Below are 3,803 nucleotides of genomic sequence, written 5' to 3' on the forward strand. Positions count from 1 at the left end.
AATACCATAGCGCCGGGCCGCCGCATCCATGATCTTCGACATTTCGATGTCGCGGGCGGAAACGCCGCCGGAGGAATGGGTGGTCAGCGACACGCCGACCCTGTTATAGACATTGCTCCAGGAGGGATGATGATCGAGCCGCTCGGCGGCAAGGGCGCATTCGCTCATGAAGGCGAAGGCCTCGCGAAAGTCGGCGAACTTGAAATCGCGGGTGATCGCGGTTTCGTCTTCGGCAAGCGCCCAGCCCTCTCGCGCTTCAAGCGCTACGCTCAGTTCTTCCGGTTCCAGTCGGTTGTCATCCATGGCATCCTCCATTTCGACAATATCGTTCATGAAATTGCGCAAACATCATGGCACAACCGCATAAACACGCCGTCCTGTTCGTCTGCAGCGGCAATATCTGCCGCTCTCCGCTGGCCGAGGGCCTGTTCGCCCACCTCGCCGAGAATGCCGGACGGGGCGACGCGTTCAGGCTGGATTCCGCCGGCATCGGCAACTGGCATCAGGGCGAACTGCCGGATCCCCGCTCACGGGCAACGGCGATCCGCCATGGCTTCGATATCGCCCATCAGCGCACCCGCCAGATCACCCGGCAGGATTTCAGCCGGTTCACGCTGATCCTCGGCATGGATTTCAACAACGTCACGGCGCTCAAACGTCTCGCCGGTCCCGATCCGGAAGCGACAGTGGCGCTCTTCAGCGAATACACGCTCGGTCGCCGCGAGGAGATCCCCGACCCCTATTATGACGCGGAGGACGGTTTCGAGACCGTCTACCACATGCTGTTGGCGGGCTGCCAGTCGCTGCTGTCGAAGCTGTAGGCGTCCTGCGGATCGTAAAGATCGAACGCCTCCTCGACCTTGTAGGGCCCGCCGCCGACGGAATCGCGCGACGACATCAGCACGAAGCGCCCGACCGTGAACGGCAGCGTCTGGAAATTGCCGCGGGCGGCCAGATAATCGACGACATCGGAAACCTTGGCGCCGCGCAGCCGCGCCAGCGTGACATGCGGCATGAACTTGCGCGGATCGGCCTTCAGCCCGAGCCTCTGACAGATGCGGTCGATATCGGCCTGCAGCGCGACAAGCTCTGGCGAGGGCGACACCCCGGCCCAGATCGAATGCGGTTTCTTGGAGCCGAAATGGCCGGTTCCGGCGAGGCTGAGGCGAAAGGACGGACGCTCGATCCGGTCAAGCCAGTGAACGACCTCGTCGGCGGTGCGGAAGTCGACATCGCCGATGAACCGCAAGGTGATGTGGTAGTTCTCCACATCGATCCAGCGGGCCCCGGGCAGGCCGCCGCGCAACAGCGAAAGACTTAACGCCTGTTCGCGCGGGATTTCGAGGGCGGTGAAAATTCTCGGCATGGCGAGCTCCCCGAATCTGCTAGTCGTACCCTCAGCGAATCATTTAACCCGCCATGAGGCAAGCGTTAATTTGATTGTCCCCCGCTCTGTGGCCTGATCGACTGGATGAAGGCTTCGACGCTCGGCAGGGTGTTTTCGACCATCACATCCACGCCCTCGGCATTCGGATGCATGCCGTCGGCAAGCTGATATTCGGCATGGGTGGCGACGCCATCGAGGAAGAACGAATAAAGGTCGAGCCCGTATTCACTGGCGAGTTCGGGATAGATCGCATTGAAGTCCGCGGCGTAATCGGCACCCATGTTCGGCGGCGCCATCATGCCCATCAGCATCACCGGAATTTCGCGATCCCGCAGCCGCTCGATGATCGCCGACAGGTTTTCAGCCGCCTGATCGGGCGAAAGACCGCGCAGCGCGTCGTTGGCGCCAAGCTCCAGGATCACGGCGTTGGCGCTGTCGGGCACCGACCAATCAAGCCGGGCCAGCCCGCCGCTGGTGGTATCGCCCGAAACGCCGGCATTGGAGATCGCGACATCGTAGCCCGCTTCGCGGAGCGCGGCTTCGAGCTTCGTGGGGTAATCCTCGCCGGGCGCGAGCTCGTAACCAGCCACCAGACTGTCGCCGAGCACGACGATTTCCAGCGGCGTTTCGGCCCTTGCCGTCGTGGCCACAAATGCCAGACCGGCAAAAACAATCGGCGCTGTCGCTTTTAATCGCATGGTCGAACTCCTAAATCCAGTTTTCTACCCGGTCCATCGGGACCGATGCTGCGTATTCCTTTATGTGTTGAGCCAAGCGTCGAATTTCAAAGCGGGAAGCGAATTTGTCCGAAAATCTGATTGCACTTGAAGACGCCCACCTGACCTTAGGCAGGGGCACCGCCGCCGTTCATGTGCTGAAGGGCATGTCGCTTGAAATCGGCCGCGGCGAGTCCGTCGGCATTCTCGGCCCCTCCGGTTCCGGCAAATCGACGCTTCTGATGGTGATCGCCGGCCTCGAACGGCTCGACAGCGGCGAGATCACCATTCTCGGCACGCCGCTTACCGGCCTCTCGGAAGATGCGCTCGCCGCCTTCAGGGGCGAAAATGTCGGCATCGTGTTCCAGTCCTTCCACCTGATCGCCAACATGACAGCACTTGAAAACGCCGCGATCCCGCTGGAGCTTGCCGGCAGGCGGGATGCCTTCGAGCGCGCCCGCGCCGCGCTTGAAAGCGTCGGCCTCGGCCATCGCCTCAGCCATTATCCGGGCCAGCTTTCCGGCGGCGAGCAGCAGCGGGTGGCGATTGCCCGCGCCCTTGCCCTTGAGCCCAAGGTGGTCATCTGCGATGAGAGCGTCAGCATGCTGGATGCGGAAGTGCAGGCCGAGGTGCTCAGCCTGCTGAGGGACCTGCAGCACCAGCTGGGCCTGGCGATGATCTTCGTGACCCACGACCTCGCCGTCGCCAGCGGCTTCTGTCATCGCGTGATCGTTCTCGACAAGGGGCGGATCGTTGAGGAGGGCCCCGGCGATCGACTGTTCGAAGCTCCTCAGGCCCCGATCAGTCGCCTGCTCGTCGAGGCCTGCCCCCGGCTTCCGCGCTAAAGGGATCGTCAGGCAACGCGGGGAAGATCCACAACGATCAGACGGCGGCGGATCGGCAGGGGAACGATCTCGTTGCGGATCGAACGCATCAACGAGGCCAGCCAGACCCTGCGGCAGCAGACACGGATGACCATCGATCAGCAGAGTGCGTAACGCCACCATCCAAGGCGCGGCCAAGGGAATGTCCAGCCTCTGTGACAGCTGAGGGTCGGATTCTCAACCGGTTCGTCGGCGCAGCACCGCGAGCAGTTTCTCCATCACCGGGGGCAAAGGGGCCTCGAACATCATCCGGTCGCCTGAGATGGGGTGGTCCAGTCCCAGCTGCACAGCATGCAGAGCCTGGCCTGGCAGGTCGATCGGCAGCTTGCGGCAGCGGCTGTAGCTGGGATCTCCCACCACCGGATGGTTCATGTGGGCGCAGTGCACCCGGATCTGATGCGTCCGACCGGTTTCGAGCTTGAAACGCAACAGGGAGTAGTCGCCGAGCCGTTCCAGCAAGCTCCAGTGGGTGCAGGCATACCGGCCGGACTCACTGCTCACCACCGCATATTTCTTGCGGTCCGCCGGATGCCGCCCGATCGCACCAACAATCGTGCCGCTGTCCCCGTCAGGGACACCGTGAACCACGGCCAGATATTCCCTGGAAGCGATCCGCTTCTGGATCTGAAGCTGCAACCGCACCAGCGCCTCCTGGGATTTGGCGATGACGATGCAGCCGGTGGTGTCCTTGTCCAGTCGGTGCACGATTCCCGGGCGCAGCTTGCCGCTGATCCCAGGCAGATCAGGGCAGTGGTGCAGCAGGCCATTCACCAAGGTGCCGTCTTTGTTGCCCGGCGCCGGATGCACCGTCAGCCC

At 62.8% G+C, this 3,803-nt stretch carries 6 protein-coding genes; 2 read left to right on the top strand and 4 right to left on the bottom strand.

What is annotated here, in order from left to right:
• Positions 1 to 303 (bottom strand): 4a-hydroxytetrahydrobiopterin dehydratase (locus B4E36_RS17760; RefSeq protein ID WP_292052948.1); only part of this gene is annotated, 303 nt, incomplete at its 3' end.
• A 47-nt stretch (positions 304 to 350) separates the two neighbouring features.
• Between B4E36_RS17760 and B4E36_RS17765 the strand changes: the two genes are divergently transcribed.
• Positions 351 to 821, top strand: coding sequence for a low molecular weight protein-tyrosine-phosphatase (locus B4E36_RS17765; RefSeq protein WP_345900630.1), 471 nt, complete (start codon positions 351 to 353; stop codon positions 819 to 821).
• Here the strand turns inward: B4E36_RS17765 and thpR are convergent.
• Both thpR and B4E36_RS17775 read right to left on the bottom strand, forming a co-directional pair.
• Positions 773 to 1,366, bottom strand: coding sequence for an RNA 2',3'-cyclic phosphodiesterase (thpR, locus tag B4E36_RS17770; RefSeq protein WP_230721068.1), 594 nt, complete (start codon positions 1,364 to 1,366; stop codon positions 773 to 775). The two genes, B4E36_RS17765 and thpR, sit on opposite strands and share 49 nt — an antisense overlap.
• 65 nt (positions 1,367 to 1,431) lie before the next feature.
• Positions 1,432 to 2,085, bottom strand: a complete 654-nt coding sequence (locus B4E36_RS17775) for an arylesterase (RefSeq protein ID WP_292052942.1) — start codon at positions 2,083 to 2,085, stop codon at positions 1,432 to 1,434.
• A gap of 104 nt (positions 2,086 to 2,189) precedes the next feature.
• Here B4E36_RS17775 and B4E36_RS17780 point away from each other — a divergent pair, with 104 nt between their 5' ends.
• Complete coding sequence (locus B4E36_RS17780) at positions 2,190 to 2,948, top strand: ABC transporter ATP-binding protein (RefSeq protein ID WP_345900631.1); 759 nt, start codon at positions 2,190 to 2,192, stop codon at positions 2,946 to 2,948.
• Positions 2,949 to 3,164: 216 nt separating this feature from the next.
• Here the strand turns inward: B4E36_RS17780 and B4E36_RS17785 are convergent.
• On the bottom strand, positions 3,165 to 3,803 hold a 639-nt coding region (locus B4E36_RS17785; RefSeq protein ID WP_345900632.1), incomplete at its 5' end, for an RluA family pseudouridine synthase.

The organism is Martelella sp. UBA3392 (assembly GCF_002358775.1).
GTDB classification, from domain to species: domain Bacteria; phylum Pseudomonadota; class Alphaproteobacteria; order Rhizobiales; family Rhizobiaceae; genus Martelella; species Martelella mediterranea.